This is a genomic window from Streptomyces sp. AB3(2024), assembly GCF_041862025.1.
Classification (GTDB): Bacteria; Actinomycetota; Actinomycetes; order Streptomycetales; family Streptomycetaceae; genus Streptomyces.
The window spans coordinates 122135-136346 of record NZ_JBGWAB010000002.1; the positions used below are offsets into that span (position 1 = coordinate 122135).

At 72.8% G+C, this 14212-nt stretch carries 10 protein-coding genes; 3 read left to right on the forward strand and 7 right to left on the reverse strand.

Annotation, left to right across the window (positions count from 1 at the left end; translation table 11 throughout):
* Positions 1 to 146: 146 nt before the first annotated feature.
* A complete protein-coding gene (gene gmd / locus ACEPPI_RS01485; RefSeq protein ID WP_030235965.1) occupies positions 147 to 1160 on the reverse strand; it encodes a GDP-mannose 4,6-dehydratase in 1014 nt (337 codons plus the stop codon).
* 253 nt (positions 1161 to 1413) lie between these two features.
* Between gmd and ACEPPI_RS01490 the strand changes: the two genes are divergently transcribed.
* Positions 1414 to 2364: a GDP-L-fucose synthase family protein gene (locus ACEPPI_RS01490; protein ID WP_373913423.1), complete on the forward strand. Its 951-nt coding sequence runs from the start codon at positions 1414 to 1416 to the stop codon at positions 2362 to 2364.
* 14 nt (positions 2365 to 2378) lie between these two features.
* Here the strand turns inward: ACEPPI_RS01490 and ACEPPI_RS01495 are convergent, their stop codons facing one another.
* A complete protein-coding gene (locus ACEPPI_RS01495; protein WP_373913424.1) occupies positions 2379 to 3866 on the reverse strand; it encodes a sugar transferase in 1488 nt (495 codons plus the stop codon).
* A 382-nt stretch (positions 3867 to 4248) separates the two neighbouring features.
* On the opposite strand from ACEPPI_RS01495, the gene ACEPPI_RS01500 reads away from it, so the two are divergent.
* Positions 4249 to 6519 carry a M4 family metallopeptidase gene (locus ACEPPI_RS01500; protein ID WP_373913425.1) on the forward strand — a complete coding sequence of 757 codons (2271 nt, stop codon included), beginning with the start codon at positions 4249 to 4251 and terminating at the stop codon, positions 6517 to 6519.
* Positions 6520 to 6661: 142 nt separating this feature from the next.
* On the opposite strand, the gene ACEPPI_RS01505 is transcribed toward ACEPPI_RS01500, so the two are convergent.
* A complete protein-coding gene (locus ACEPPI_RS01505) occupies positions 6662 to 7144 on the reverse strand; it encodes a hypothetical protein (protein ID WP_373913426.1) in 483 nt (160 codons plus the stop codon).
* A gap of 150 nt (positions 7145 to 7294) precedes the next feature.
* Positions 7295 to 8809 (reverse strand): MFS transporter, encoded by a 1515-nt coding sequence (locus ACEPPI_RS01510; protein ID WP_373913427.1) that lies wholly within the window; start codon positions 8807 to 8809, stop codon positions 7295 to 7297.
* A 130-nt stretch (positions 8810 to 8939) separates the two neighbouring features.
* On the opposite strand from ACEPPI_RS01510, the gene ACEPPI_RS01515 reads away from it, so the two are divergent.
* A complete protein-coding gene (locus ACEPPI_RS01515; RefSeq protein ID WP_373913464.1) occupies positions 8940 to 9953 on the forward strand; it encodes an Lrp/AsnC family transcriptional regulator in 1014 nt (337 codons plus the stop codon).
* Between the two features lie 42 nt (positions 9954 to 9995).
* Here ACEPPI_RS01515 and glgP read toward each other — a convergent pair whose 3' ends face one another.
* From glgP to ACEPPI_RS01530, 3 genes are all read right to left on the reverse strand, one after another.
* Complete coding sequence (glgP, locus tag ACEPPI_RS01520; RefSeq protein WP_373913428.1) at positions 9996 to 12632, reverse strand: alpha-glucan family phosphorylase; 2637 nt, start codon at positions 12630 to 12632, stop codon at positions 9996 to 9998.
* 109 nt (positions 12633 to 12741) lie between these two features.
* Positions 12742 to 13620 (reverse strand): hypothetical protein, encoded by an 879-nt coding sequence (locus ACEPPI_RS01525; protein WP_373913429.1) that lies wholly within the window; start codon positions 13618 to 13620, stop codon positions 12742 to 12744.
* 45 nt (positions 13621 to 13665) lie between these two features.
* Positions 13666 to 14211, reverse strand: a complete 546-nt coding sequence (locus ACEPPI_RS01530) for a hypothetical protein (RefSeq protein ID WP_373913430.1) — start codon at positions 14209 to 14211, stop codon at positions 13666 to 13668.
* Between the last annotated feature and the right edge of the window lies 1 nt (position 14212).

Sequence of the window (14212 nt, forward strand, 5' to 3'; positions counted from 1 at the left end):
GTTGACCCCTTGCATACCAAATTGGAACCAACAGGGTTCAACGCGGAGGACACACTTCAGACATACGGCAGGTTTGTCCCGGCCAAGACCGCGGAAGGTCGCGGTGATGACCGGGACACGGCAAATCGTAGGCGAAGCGCAGGGCCTCAGCGGTCGATACGGACGCTCGCGCCCGCCAGTTGGTCCTCGACCTGACGGATGTCGGCGTCCACCATGATCCGCGCCAGTTCCGGCACCAGGACCGACGGCTTCCAGCCAAGGAGCTCCTGCGCCTTGGAGGCGTCGCCGATGAGCGCGTCGACCTCGCTCGGGCGCTCGTACTTGGGGTCGTAGCGCACGTGTTCGTTCCAGTCGAGGCCCGCGTGCGTGAAGGAGGATTCGACGAACTCGCGGACGGTCGCCGCGACTCCGGTGGCCACCACGTAGTCGGTCGGCTCGTCCTGCTGGAGCATCCGCCACATCGCGTCGACGTACTCGGGGGCGTAGCCCCAGTCGCGGACGGCGTCGAGGTTGCCGAGGTAGAGGTGGTCCTGGAGGCCGGCCTTGATGCGGGCCACCGCCCGGGTGATCTTGCGGGTCACGAACGTCTCGCCGCGGCGCGGGGACTCGTGGTTGAAGAGGATCCCGTTGACCGCGAACATGTCGTACGCCTCGCGGTAGTTGACCGTGGTCCAGTACGCGAACACCTTCGCGGCGCCGTACGGGCTGCGCGGATGGAAGGGGGTGCCCTCGTTCTGCGGGGGCGGGGTCGCGCCGTACATCTCGGAGGACGAGGCCTGGTAGATCCGGGTGTCCACACCACTGGCCCGGATGGCCTCCAGCAGCCGCAGCGCGCCGAGGCCGGTCACGTCGCCCGTGTAGAGGGGGGCGTCGAAGGAGACCCGGACATGGGACTGGGCACCCAGGTTGTAGACCTCGTCGGGGCGTATGTCACGGAGCAGGTTCACCAGGGCCACGCCGTCGGAGAGGTCGGCGTGGTGCAGGACGAAGGACCGGTTCGCGGTCTGCGGGTCCTGGTAGACGTGGTCGATCCGCTCGGTGTTGAAGCTGGAGGACCGCCGCACGAGCCCGTGCACCGTGTAGCCCTTGGAGAGCAGGAGCTCGGCGAGGTACGAGCCGTCCTGTCCGGTGACGCCGGTGATCAGTGCGGTCTTGCCCATGGGGTCCCCCAGGTTGTCGTTGCTGTCGTTCGTGTTCAGGCTGTGTCTGGCCTGGCAGGCCGGGTGTGAGGTGCGGGAACCCGCCCTCGGCCGAGGCTGGATGCGTACCGTACTGCCCTGTCGGGGCCCCTTCGCCTCCGGGGCGCCGATGCCGCCGGGCCGGCGAACCGTCAGGAGCCCGCACGTGGACGGGAACCGGCCCCGGGAGCGGGTCCGGGGAACGCCGCGGCAGCGGGCTGGCATCATCGGCGGTATGACAAGTTCGCCGCTCCTGCCCCCGCACGCCCGCGTCTTCGTCGCCGGACACCGTGGCCTCGTGGGGTCCGCGGTGGCCCGCCGGCTCACCGCCGACGGCCACGAGGTACTCACCCGCGGCCGGGCCGACCTCGACCTGCGCGACGCCGCCGCCACGGAGGCCTACCTGCGCGACGCGCGCCCGGACGCGGTCGTGCTGGCCGCCGCCAAGGTCGGCGGGATCATGGCCAACAGCACGTACCCGGTGCAGTTCCTGGAGGACAACCTCCGGATCCAGCTCAGCGTCATCGCCGGCTCGCACGCCGCCGGGGTGAACCGCCTGCTCTTCCTCGGGTCCTCCTGCATCTACCCGAAGCTCGCCCCGCAGCCGATCCACGAGGACGCCCTGCTGACGGGCCCGCTGGAGCCCACCAACGAGGCGTACGCCCTCGCGAAGATCGCCGGCATCGTGCAGGTCCAGTCCTACCGCAAGCAGTACGGGGCCTCGTACATCTCGGCCATGCCCACGAACCTCTACGGTCCGGGCGACAACTTCGACCTGGAGTCCTCGCACGTCCTGCCCGCCCTCATCCGCCGCTTCCACGAGGCCGCCGCCGAGGGCCGCGACGAGGTCACGCTGTGGGGCAGCGGCACCCCGCGCCGGGAGTTCCTCCACGTCGACGACCTGGCGGCCGCGTGCGCGGTGCTGCTGGAGCGCTACGACGGGGACGAGCCCGTCAACATCGGCTGCGGCGACGACCTGACCATCAGGGCGCTGGCCGAGACGGTCGCCGAGGTGACCGGCTTCGAGGGCCGGCTCGCCTGGGACACGTCCAAGCCGGACGGGACCCCGCGCAAGCTGCTCGACGTCTCGCGCCTGACCGCGCTGGGCTGGAAGCCGGGCATCCCGCTGCGGGACGGCATCGCCGCCACCTACCGCTGGTGGCTCGACCAGGGCCACAAGGGCTGACTCCACCACGGCCCTCAGTACGCTCCGCGGCCGTCGACGACGGCGCGGAGCGTACGGCCCATCACGTCGACGTCGCTGGTGAACGACCAGTTGTCGACGTACTGGAGATCAAGCTGAATCGTTTCGTCCCAGGAGAGGTCCGACCGCCCGCTGATCTGCCACAGGCCGGTCATCCCGGGCCGTACGGTGAGCCGGCGCAGCTCGACCTCGTCGTACTCCGCCACCTCCTCCGGCAGCGGCGGGCGCGGGCCGACCAGGGACATGCTGCCGGTCAGCACGTTGACCAGCTGGGGGAGTTCGTCCAGCGAGGTGCGGCGCAGCAGGCGGCCCACCCGGGTCACCCGGGGGTCGCGGCGCATCTTGAACATCAGGCCGTCGTTCTCGTTGGTACCCGCCAGCTCGGCCTTCAGCCGGTCGGCGTCCACCACCATCGTGCGGAACTTCCACATGACGAAGGGTTCCCCGTCGCGGCCGATCCGGCGCTGGCTGTAGAAGGCCGGGCCGCGCGAGCCGAACCGGACGGCCAGCACGACGGCCAGGAACAGCGGCGACAGCAGGAGCAGTCCGACACCGGCGCCGAGACGGTCCAGCACCGACTTGAGCAGGGTCTGCACCCCGCGGCGCACGGGCGGCGCGACCCTCAGCACGGCGAGTCCGCCCGCGGACCGGGTTTCCAGCCGCTTCACGGATATCTCCACCAGCCCGGGGAACACGGCGAGTTCGAGGCCCTCGTCGTGCAGGACCCAGGCCACCCGGCGCAGCCGCTCCCCCGAGATCCGGGCGCCCGGCGCCACCAGCACCAGGTCGGCGTGGTGACTGCGGACGGCGCCCAGCACCGGGGCCCAGTCGCCGTTCGGGGCCTCGGGCATCCCGCGGTCCAACCGGGCCGCGACCGGGACGCCGCTGGTCAGGGAGCCGTCGCCGACGGCGACCACGCCGACGACGACGTACGGGTGGTCGGTGCGCGCGGCGAGGTGCGCGATGACGTGCTCGGCGGCCTCGGGCTCGCCGATGACCAGGACCCGGCTGACGGCCTGGGCCTCGCGGCGGGCGGCCGACAGGTGCCGGTAGGTGAGCTTGTGGCAGGCGACGGTGACGAGCAGGGCGGGCAACAGCGCCCCGAGGGCGGCCAGTCGGGGGGTGCTCTCCCCCGTCATCACCCGGGCGACGGCCAGGATTCCGATCAGAATCAGCCAGTCGTGCACGACGGGCAGCACTCCGCGGGATTCTCCGAGCGCCCGGGAGGAGTAACGTCGTCGCAGGCCCTGCACGCCGGTCCACGCGAGGGCGGCGGCGAGCGCGCAGGAGACCGGCCTGGCCTGCTGGGCAGCGTCGAAGACCAGGCCGACGGGCATCGCGGCCCCGACGAAGTCGGCCGTCACCGCGGCCGGCAGGTACCAGCGGGCCTTGTCACCGAGGCGCCGCGCAGGGGCGGTTGTCGTCCCCTCCACATCCGCGGCCGCTCCGGCCGCTCTTTGCGCAGGAAAACGGACATGCCTCATGGGCCCCCCTGGCACGTGGTCTATGTCGGTGGTGCCTGCCCGCGGCTTCCCCTGGCAACGGGCGTCTGTCGCACCGGGAAACAGTACGACAAACACCCGTACGTTTAATGCCGTTCGGGTGAACGAGGCCTCTCGTTGCCCAAGCGTTAAATACCGGTATCAACTATTCCGGATCCCGGAGCCCTTCTTCCCACACGAAGGTGAATGGTTCGGATACCGGATACGTCTCTTCGGACAACGGACTGTTTCCGGCCAACCTTTTGACGCGGCCCTGACATCACGGCCAACTGATGGCACTCTTCGATCCGTTCATCGCATCAGCCCTGATCTGCCCGGAGGCCCACCCAGCCATCCGGAACCCCCCTTGCAGAAGGAGTCTGCGTTGAGTTCCACCCCCCAGAGGCGTGCCACTGCGGCCGGAGCGTTCGTAGCCGCGGCAGCCCTGCTCGCCGTAGGTATACAGGCCGGTACCGCCACCGCCGACGCCACCGCGTCGCAGGCCGCCAAGGTCGCCCAGCCCAATCCGGGCGCGACCAATCTCGTACTCAGCGCTTCGGAGCGTGCGACGCTCCTGGCAGACGCCAACTCGACCACCGTGCAGGCCGCCAAGGCCCTCGGTCTCGGCAGCGGCGAGAAGCTCGTCGTCCGCGATGTGGTCAAGGACGCGGACGGCACCACGCACACCACCTACGAGCGGACCTACAACGGCCTGCCCGTCCTCGGCGGTGACCTGACGGTCCACGCCAAGGGTGGTGTCACCAAGAGCGTCACCAAGGCCACCAACCACGAGATCAAGGTCGCGGACACCTCCGCCACCGTGACCCCGTCGGCCGCCGAGGGCACCGCCTTCGCCGCGCTGTCGGCCGCCGGCGGCAAGGACGCCAAGGCCGAGCAGGGTGCCCGCAAGGTGATCTGGGCCGCCGAAGGCGCCCCGGTCCTCGCCTACGAGACCGTCGTCGGCGGCTTCCAGAGCGACGGCGTCACCCCGAGCAAGCTGCACGTGATCACCAACGCCAAGACCGGCGCGAAGATCACCGAGTGGCAGGCCATCGAAAAGGGCATCGGCAACACCGAGTACAGCGGCCAGGTCACCCTGGGCACCTCGCAGTCCGGCAGCAGCTACACGCTGACCGACGCGGGCCGCGGCGGCCACAAGACGTACGACCTCAACGGGGGCAGCTCCGGCACCGGCACGCTCTTCACGAGCACGTCCGACACCTGGGGCAACGGCCTTCCCTCCAACCGTCAGACCGCCGGCGCCGACGCCGCGTACGGTGCGCAGCTGACGTGGGACTACTACAAGAACGTGCACGGCCGCAACGGTCTGCGCAACGACGGCGTGGCCCCGTACAGCCGGGTCCACTACGGCAACGCGTACGTCAACGCGTTCTGGGACGACTCCTGCTTCTGCATGACCTACGGCGACGGCACGGGCAACAACCACCCGCTGACCTCCATCGACGTGGCCGCGCACGAGATGACCCACGGCCTCACCTCGGTCACCGGCAACATGACCTACAGCGGTGAGCCCGGCGGTCTGAACGAGGCGACCTCCGACATCATGGCGGCGAACGTCGAGTTCGCCGCGAACAACCCCAACGACGTCGGTGACTACCTCGTCGGCGAGAAGATCGACATCAACGGCGACGGCACCCCGCTGCGCTACATGGACAAGCCGAGCAAGGACGGCGGCTCCAAGGACGCGTGGTACTCGGGCATCGGCTCCATCGACGTCCACTACTCCTCGGGCCCGGCCAACCACGTCTACTACCTGATGTCCGAGGGCTCCGGCGCCAAGGTCATCAACGGGGTCAGCTACGACTCGCCGACCTCGGACGGCCTCCCGGTCACCGCGATCGGCCGCGACGCCGCCGCGAAGATCTGGTTCCGCGCGCTGACGGTGGGCTACTTCAAGTCCAACACCAACTACGCGGCCGCCCGTACGGCGACCCTCCAGGCCGCCGCCGACCTGTACGGCCAGGGCTCGACCACGTACAACAACGTGGCCAACGCCTGGGCCGGCATCAACGTCGGTGCGCGCATCGTCTCCGGCGTCTCGGTCACCCCGATCGCCAACCAGACCACCCAGATCAACACCGCCGTGAGCCTGCAGGTCCAGGCCACCAGCACCAACCCGGGTGCGCTGAGCTACGCGGCGACCGGCCTGCCGGCCGGCCTGTCGATCAACTCCTCCACCGGCCTGATCTCGGGCACGGCCACCACGGCGGCCACGTCCAACGTGACCGTCACCGTGACCGACTCCGCGGCCAAGACCGGTACGGCGTCCTTCACCTGGACGGTCGGCACCTCCCAGCAGAACGTCTTCGAGAACACCAACGACTACGCGATCGACGACAACGCGACGGTCGAGTCCCCGATCACCGTGACCCGCACGGGCAACGCCCCGAGCACCCTCAAGGTGGACGTGGACATCAAGCACACCTACGTCGGTGACCTGCGGGTCGACCTGGTCGCCCCCGACGGCACCGTCTACAACCTGCGCAACCGCACCGGCGGCAGCGCGGACAACATCCTCCAGAGCTTCACCGTGAACGCCTCCTCCGAGGTCGCCCAGGGTGTCTGGAAGCTCCGTGTCGCGGACCTCGCCTCCGCCGACACCGGCAAGATCGACAGCTGGAAGCTCACCTTCTGACCCCCACGAGGGGCACCGGTGAACCAGAGCTGAACCGCTAGATCACGGGGCCGCCCGGGAGAGAGACCTCCCCGGGCGGCCCTGTTCCATGCGGCCCGGCACCCCCCTTGGGGATGCCGGGCCGTGTCGCGCCGGGGCGGGATCAGCCCCGCGGGCCGATGACCCGGCCGAAGAGGTCGCCCGCGCGGTCCCGCACGGTGCGCGGGCCGGCGCTGCGGTCCTCGTCGCCCCAGTCGTCGCCGTCGTGGTGGCCGTGGTGCCCGTCGACCGGCTTGAAGTAGACCGACCTGGCGTTGAGGTTGTTGGCCCGGTCGCCCGGGAACAACGTCTCCTCGGCCTCGCCGCCGCAGTTGCCGTTGCGGTAGACCAGCGCCAGGGAGTCCGTCTCGTTCTTCGCGGCGTACGCCGGGTGGCGCTGGGCGTGGGTGAGCTGGTAGCAGGTGTCGTTGTCCCCGGGGTGGATCTGGCCGGTGCGGGATTCGCCGTCCCCGTCGGTGAAGCGGTAGAAGAAGGTGCCGAGGCTGTCGTGGTGGGGGTCGTGGCCGAGGGCCAGGGACTGGCCGGCCGTGGGGAGGACGAGTGCGAGGGACGCGAGCAGCCCCGCCGCGGTGGTACGAAGACGCATGATCGTTCCGTTTCTCGGGTTCCGGCGGTGCCCGGGTCGGGTGGGCACCGCGGGCAGCGTAGGAGCGGACCCGAGGGCGGAACCGGCGCGGCATGCGCAGTGCGTTCGAAGGTTCACCCTCACGGAACGCCCCTGAGCCATCCGCCTTCCTCAGGCCGAGGTCCGCTGCGGGGCGGCGTCCGCCGCGGCGGAGGCCTGGGCCGGGACCCGGGCGTCGGCGGCCGGGCGGCGGATGAGCAGCGCCACCGCCAGCGCGCCCGCCAGCCCCATCACCCCCGAGGCCAGGAACGTCTCCCGCAGCCCGCTCGCGAAGGCGGCCTCCACCCACGGCGCCGCGTCCGGGGCCTCGGCGAGCAGCCGCCCCGCCCCGCCGGAGGCCAGTACGTCGGCCGTCCCGCGCGGGCGGTCGCCGAGCCCGGATGCCAGCCCGGCGTGGAACACCGCGCCCAGCACCGCGATCCCGAGGGCGTTGCCCAGCTGCCGGGAGGTGTTCAGGGCGCCGCCCGCCATGCCGGCACGGGCCGGCGCCACCGAGGCCATCGCGACGGCCGCCAGCTGCGGGGTGGCCATCCCGACGCCGACGCCGGTCAGCGCCAGCCCCGGCACCAGCGCCGTCCAGCCGTCGCCGGCGTCCGTCATCCAGGCCTGGAGCAGCGCACCCGCACCGATCAGCAGCAGTCCGCCGGCGATGGTCAGCCGCGGCGGAGCCGCGTGCAGCAGCCGCCCGGCGAGCGCCGAGACGACGAAGGCGGCCAGGCTCATCGGCACCAGCACCAGACCCGCCTGGACCGGCCCCATGCCCTCGGCGGACTGGAGCCACAGGGAGACGTACATCAGGTACGAGAAGGCCGCGCCGGACAGCAGCAGGCCGCCCGTCATGACGGCGACGAAGCTCGGGCTGCGGAAGAGCGAGAGGTCCAGCATCGGCTTGGTGCTGCGCAGTTCGACGAGGACGAACGCGGTGAAGGCGAGGGCGGCCAGCGCCAGCAGGCCGAGGGTGGCGGCGGAGGTCCAGCCGTTCTCGCCGACCCGGATCAGCGCGTAGGTCAGGGCCCCGGCGCCCGCCGTGAAGGCGGCCATGCCCGGCAGGTCCAGGCCCGTGGCCCGCGGGTTGCGGGACTCGGCCACCGCCTTGAGCGTCACGTAGACGGCCAGGGCGCAGAAGGGCAGGTTGATGAAGAAGATCCAGCGCCAGCCGAAGTGCTCGGTCAGCAGCCCGCCGACGATCGGCCCGGCCGCGGCGGCCGCGCCGTTGACCGCTCCCCAGACGCCGAAGGCGATCCCGCGGTCGCGGCCCTGATAGGCGGAGCTGAGCAGGGCCATGGTGGTGGCGAACATCGCCGCGCCGCCCAGTCCCTGGACGGCGCGGAAGGCGATCAGGGCCCCCGGACCGGTCGCCAGCCCGCAGGCGAGGGAGGCGGCGGCGAAGACGGCGAGACCGCCGAGGTAGACGCGGCGGCGGCCGATCCGGTCGGCGAGCGAGCCCGCGCCGAGCAGGAGGGCGGCCAGGGCGAGGGCGTAGACGTCCATCACCCACTGGAGTCCGGCGAAGCCGGTGTTCATGTCCTCCGCCATGTCCGGCAGGGCGACGGTCACGATCGTGACGTCGACCAGCAGCATGAAGGCCCCGAGGCACACGGCCGTCAGGGGGAGCCATTTGCGCATGGGGTTCTCCTCGGTCGCTGATCCCGGGAAAGGTGTGGATCCCGGTGCCCCAAGGTCTCAGCACCCCGCGCCCGCCCCCCACCCAGTGGGCCCGTCCTGCCGGATTTCCCTCATCGAAACGCCTGCGATGATGGAAACCGTGAGCGATGTGGAGCTGGATGCCCTCGACCAGTCCCTGGTCCAGGCCCTCGTGATCGACGGCCGGGCCCCCTTCAGCCGGATCGCCGAGGTGCTTGAGGTCTCCGACCAGACGGTCGTACGACGCTACCGGCGCCTGCGGACCGACGGCCTGGTCCGGGTCGTGGGGCTGCCGCAGGGCAGCCGCATCGGCCTGTTCGAGTCCTGGTTGCGGGTGCAGTGCGCCCCCGACGCGGCGCTCCCGGTGGCGGAGGCGCTCGCCCGCCGTCCGGACATCGCGTGGGTGACCCTGAACTCGGGCGGTACGGAGATCCACTGCATGACCCGGGCCCGGACCCGCAAGGACCGGGACGCCCTGCTGCTGGAGAAGCTGCCGCGCACCCGCCGGGTGACCGGCATCAGCGCCCACACCATCCTGCGGAAGTTCTTCGGCGGGCCCGACGCGTGGGCGGGCGTGGACGTGCTGCGGCCCGACCAGATCGCGGCGCTGGCACGGCCCCCCGTCGAGCCCGGTCAAGAGCGGTACGTCCTGGACGAGACGGAGCTGACCCTGCTCTCGCTGCTGGGCCGGGACGGCCGCGCCGGGTATCCGGACCTGGCCCGCGCCACCGGTCTGTCGGAATCGACCGCCCGGCGGCGGGTGGAGCGGCTGCGCGATCTGGGAGCGCTCTTCTTCGACGTGGAGTTCGTCCCGTCGCTCTTCGGCTACGAGGCGGAGGCCACCTTGGCGCTGACCGTCCCGCCGGCCCGGCTGGCGGAGGTGGGAGCCGCGCTGGCGGGCCACCGGGAGGTGCCGTTCGCGGCGGCCGTGACGGGGGCCGCCTCCCTGATGGCCGTGGTGGTGTGCCGGGACACCGACGCGCTCTACACGTACCTGACCGAGCGGATCGGCGCCGTGGACGGCGTCGGCCAGGTGGAGGTGATCCCGACCCTGCGCAGCGTGAAGCGGGCCGGGATGCTGGTGGAGGACGGGCAGCGGCTGGTGGACCCGCCGCCCGCCCCCTGACGTCACCGCGTCAGCGCGGCGCCGCTCCGGCGCGGCGCCGCGTCAGCGCAGCACCACGCTGCCCACCGGTTCGGCGTCCACCGGGGCGGCGACCAGTCCCAGTTCGGCCGCCGTCGCCAGCAGCGGGTGGCTCGGCAGGACCCGCACGGTGTAGCCGAAGGGCCCCGTGCGGTCGAGGGCGAGCGGGCCCTCGTAGACCCAGCGGCCCTCCAGGTCCGGGCCGGCGGCGGGCTTGAGCGGGAAGGTCCGCGCGTCCCGGATCACGTCCTGCGCGTCGACCCGGCCCGCGACGGCCTGCACCTCCACGTCATCGGGTGCCAGCGAGTCCAGCGCCACCCGGACCCGCAGGGTGAGGGTGGCGCCCAGCTCGGCGGTGCCCCCGACGGGCGCCGCGGCGACGGCCTCCACGTGCTCGACCGCCACCCGCGGCCAGGCCGCCCGTACGCGCCCCTTCCACCAGGCGAGGTCCCGCGCGGCGGCGGGGTCCAGGGCCCGGTGGGAGAGGGCGGCCGGGGCGTAGAGCCGCTCCACGTACTCCCGCACCATCCGCCCCGCGAGGACCTTCGGCCCCAGGGACACCAGGGTGCGGCGGACCATCTCGATCCACCGCACGGGCAGCCCGGTCCGCCCGGTCCGGTCGTAGAAGCGGGGTGCGACGCGGCTCTCGATCAACTCGTAGAGGGCGCCCGCCTCCAGGTCGTCGCGCCGGTCCTCGTCGGTGCCGAGCCCGTCGGCGGTGGGGATCGCCCAGCCGAAGTCGGGCTCGAACCACTCGTCCCACCAGCCGTCGAGGACGGAGAGGTTGAGGCACCCGTTGAGGGCCGCCTTCATCCCGCTGGTGCCGCAGGCCTCCAGCGGCCGCAGCGGGTTGTTCAGCCAGACGTCGCAGCCCGGGTAGAGCTTCTGGGCCATGGCCATGCCGTAGTCGGGCAGGAACACGATCCGGTGGCGCACCCGCGGGTCGTCGGAGAAGCGCACCAGCTCCTGCACCAGCCGCTTCCCGCCGTCGTCGGCCGGGTGCGCCTTGCCCGCGACGACGATCTGCACGGGCCGGTCGGGGTCCAGGAGCAGCCGGCGCAGCCGCTCGGGATCGCGGAGCATCAGTGTGAGCCGCTTGTACGAGGGCACCCGGCGGGCGAACCCGATGGTGAGCACGTCCGGGTCGAGGACGGAGTCCACCCAGCCCAGTTCGGCGTCGGCGGCCCCGCGCTGCTTCCACGAGGCCCGCAGCCGGTCCCGCACCTCCTGCACCAGCTGCTCGCGCAGGGCCCGGCGTACGTCCCACACGTCCTGGTCCGCGATCTGCGCGACCGCGTCCCAGCGCGGCGAACCGCCGACCGCGAGGGCGTCCTCGGTGCGCCCGGACCCGATCTGGCGGGCGCCGAGCCGCATCACCTCGGGGGCCACCCAGGTCGGGGCGTGCACCCCGTTCGTGACGGACGCGATGGGCACGTCGGCCGCGTCGAAGCCCGGCCAGAGCCCGGCGAACATGCCGCGGCTGACCGCCCCGTGGAGGGTGGAGACCCCGTTGGCGCGCTGGGCCAGGCGCAGCCCCATGACGGCCATGTTGAACACCCCGGGGTCACCGCCGGGGAAGGTCTCGGCCCCGAGCTCCAGGATCCGGTCGACCGGTACGGAGGGCAGCTCGCCGCCCTCGCCGAAGTGCCGGGCGAGCAGGGACCGCTCGAAGCGGTCGATGCCCGCGGGGACGGGGGTGTGCGTGGTGAACACGGTCCCGGCGCGCACCGCCTCGACGGCGGCGTCGAAGCCGAGCCCCTGCTCCCCTTCCAGTTCCCTTATGCGCTCCAGGCCCAGGAAGCCGGCGTGGCCCTCGTTGGTGTGGAAGACCTCCGGGGCGGCGTGCCCGGTGATCCCGCAGTAGGCGCGCACGGCGCGGACGCCGCCGATGCCGAGGAGCATCTCCTGGAGCAGGCGGTGGTCGCTGCCGCCGCCGTAGAGCCGGTCGGTCACCTCGCGGGCGGCGGCGTCGTTGTCCTCGACGTCGGAGTCGAGCAGCAGCAGCGGCACCCGCCCGACGCGGGCCTGCCAGATGTGCGCGTGCAACGACCGCCCGCCCGGCAGGGTGAGCGACACCCGGGCGGGAGTCGTGTCCTCGTGGCGCAACAGGGTCAGGGGCAGCTCGTGGGGGTCGAGGACGGGGTAGTGCTCCTGCTGCCAGCCGTCGCGCGAGAGGGACTGGCGGAAGTAGCCGTGCCGGTAGAGCAGCCCGACACCGATGACGGGGACGCCGAGGTCGCTGGCGGCCTTGAGGTGGTCGCCGGCCAGGATCCCGAGGCCGCCCGAGTACTGCGGCAGCGCGGCGGTGATCCCGAACTCGGGGGAGAAGTAGGCGATGGCGGCGGGGAGCTCGGCGGTGTTGTCCTGGCTCTGGTACCACCTCCCGCCGTGGACGTAGTCGTCGAGGTCGGCCACGGCGACGGCGAGCCGCCGCAGGAACCGCCGGTCGGCGGCGAGTTCCTCCAGCCGGGCGGCGGGCACGGACCCGAGCAGCCGGACGGGGTCACCGCCGGCGGCCTGCCAGCCCTCGGGATCGACGGATTGAAAGAGTTCGCGGGTTTCCGTATGCCACGACCAGCGCAGGTTGCGCGCGAGTTCGGCGAGCGGCATCAGGGGTTCCGGGAGGACGGGGCGCACGGTGAATCGACGGATGGCCTTCACGTGTACCACCTTCGCAGGGGATGACGGATAGGAGCGGCCGCACCACGCTGTGCACCCGCGCAACGCCCCCGGAAGGCTAGCGTCGGCTCCGGCCGCGGGCCATCCCGCCTCAGTCCGTGCGGTGCGGACCCAGCAGTGCGTCCAGGCAAGTGCGGTGCCGGGCGGGGAGGGTGGCGGGGTCCAGGGTGTGCAGGAGCGCGAGGGCCGGGGGGCCGAGGAAGGGAGACAGGCTCAGCAGGGCCGCGAGCTCGGACTCCAGGGCGGCCGGGTCGGGCTCGTTGGCGGCGGCGCGGGCCAGGGCGGCGCAGAGCATGCCGCCCGTCTCCGGGTCCGCGGCGGCCTCGCCCGCCCAGCCGGTTGCCGCGGCTCCTCCCGGTCCCGCCGCCCCGGCCGCCCCGGCGGCGGCGAGGGCGCGGACGCGGGGGTCGGGTGCGCGCAGCCCGCGTACGCACTCCCGCGGGCGGGGGTCGGCGTCGAGGCGCTCCCACTCCCCCAGGCCGCGGGCCCCGGGGCCGGAGAGCAGCACCCGCCCGGTGCACCCTGAGTCGAGGCGGTCGACGGCCCGGCCGTAGAGCTCGATGCGCTCCAGCACCGTCCACGCCCCGTCCGGGGTGCGCAGCCGCAGCCCGGTGCGCGGGGCGCCGCGCAGGCAGCGCACGACGGCCAGGGTGGCGGCGCCGCTCGGCCGCACGGGCGCGGAGATCTGGAGCCGGCCGGCCCGCGCGAGGAGCCGGGCGAGCACGGGGGCTTCGGAGCGGACCAGGCCGAGCCGGTGCAGGCCGTCGTCGGTGAGTCCCGCTTCGACGGCGGGCAGCGCGTCGAGCTGCGCCGCGAGCGCGCCGGGTTCCGTCTCCGCGCCGACGGCCAGCACGAGCGCGGCGCCGATCGCCTCCTCCGCCTCCGGCTCCCACACCCGCCGCGCCACCCGGCGTGCGGCGGCCTCCCGTTGCCGGGGGTCGGGATGTCCGAGCTGCTCCGTCAGGCCCATGCCGGGCATTGTCCCGCGTGCGCGGGGCGCGCCGGACCGCCGGCGTCAGCTCCCGTGGCCGACGTTCCATTCGGGTGGCAGCTCTGCGTCGCACAGGGCGCACACGTACCAGTCCTCCCGGACGACGTTGCACTCCCGGCAGCTCTCGCACCGGCGGAAGACCACCGCGTGGGTGAACCCCTCCGGGCGGTCGGTCCCGGCCCGGTCCAGGGCGGCCGCGACGGCCCGCCAGGCCGTCAGGTCGGGGCAGTAGCCGGTGGACAGGTTGCTCACCGAGTCCACCGTCCACGACCCGGTGGCGGTCCGCCGGAAGCCCATCTCCCCGGCCGCCCGCACCGGTTCGCCGCCCGCGCAGACGACGTGCTCGCTGCGCCGGGGGGCGATCCGCAGGACCCCCTCCCGGTCGACCACGTAGGTGCAGGGCTCGCCCGGGTCGCCGGGGAGGGGGTCCAGGTCCCGCGGGCCGCGCACGGCGCGCCCGCGGACCCCGGGCCGGGCGAGGGCGGCCGGGCCCGGCGGGCCGACGTACGGGAACAGCGGCGGCGGTGCGGCGCCGGGGTCGGGGTCGGGGTCGGGGTCGGGGTCGGCCACC

Bases quoted from the DNA above. Each gene is read 5' to 3' on its own strand.
- gmd (WP_030235965.1), bottom strand. From the start codon at position 1,160: ATGGGCAAGACCGCACTGATCACCGGCGTCACCGGACAGGACGGCTCG.
- ACEPPI_RS01490 (WP_373913423.1), top strand. From the start codon at position 1,414: ATGACAAGTTCGCCGCTCCTGCCCCCGCACGCCCGCGTCTTCGTCGCC.
- ACEPPI_RS01495 (WP_373913424.1), bottom strand. From the start codon at position 3,866: ATGAGGCATGTCCGTTTTCCTGCGCAAAGAGCGGCCGGAGCGGCCGCG.
- ACEPPI_RS01505 (WP_373913426.1), bottom strand. From the start codon at position 7,144: ATGCGTCTTCGTACCACCGCGGCGGGGCTGCTCGCGTCCCTCGCACTC.
- ACEPPI_RS01510 (WP_373913427.1), bottom strand. From the start codon at position 8,809: ATGCGCAAATGGCTCCCCCTGACGGCCGTGTGCCTCGGGGCCTTCATG.
- ACEPPI_RS01515 (WP_373913464.1), top strand. From the start codon at position 8,940: ATGGAAACCGTGAGCGATGTGGAGCTGGATGCCCTCGACCAGTCCCTG.
- ACEPPI_RS01525 (WP_373913429.1), bottom strand. From the start codon at position 13,620: ATGGGCCTGACGGAGCAGCTCGGACATCCCGACCCCCGGCAACGGGAG.